Below are 313 nucleotides of genomic sequence, written 5' to 3' on the forward strand. Positions count from 1 at the left end.
CCCCGCCTTCAACACCGCCAAAACCGCCACCACAAACTCCACACCACGACCCAACCGCACCCCCACCGCAACCTCAGGCCCCACACCCAAACCCACCAAACGACGCGCCACCACATTCGCCCACACATTCAACCGCCCATACGACACCTCAAAACCCTCACCCACCACCGCCAACGCACCCGGACAATCCGCCACCCGAGCCTCAAACAACCCCACCAAATCCCCACCACCCACCACACCCGAAACAACCCCACCACGCCCCAAACCCAACAACTCCCCACGCTCCACCCCACCCAACACACCAACCCCACTC

At 63.3% G+C, this 313-nt stretch carries 1 protein-coding gene; it reads right to left on the reverse strand.

Translation table 11 applies throughout. The features are described from left to right. The coding region (locus tag IH09_RS38670; RefSeq protein WP_318279679.1) for an AMP-binding protein at nt 1–288 on the reverse strand (288 nt) is incomplete at its 3' end. Between the last annotated feature and the right edge of the window lie 25 nt (nt 289–313).

The organism is Streptomyces celluloflavus (assembly GCA_000720995.1).
Lineage (GTDB): Bacteria > Actinomycetota > Actinomycetes > Streptomycetales > Streptomycetaceae > Streptomyces > Streptomyces celluloflavus.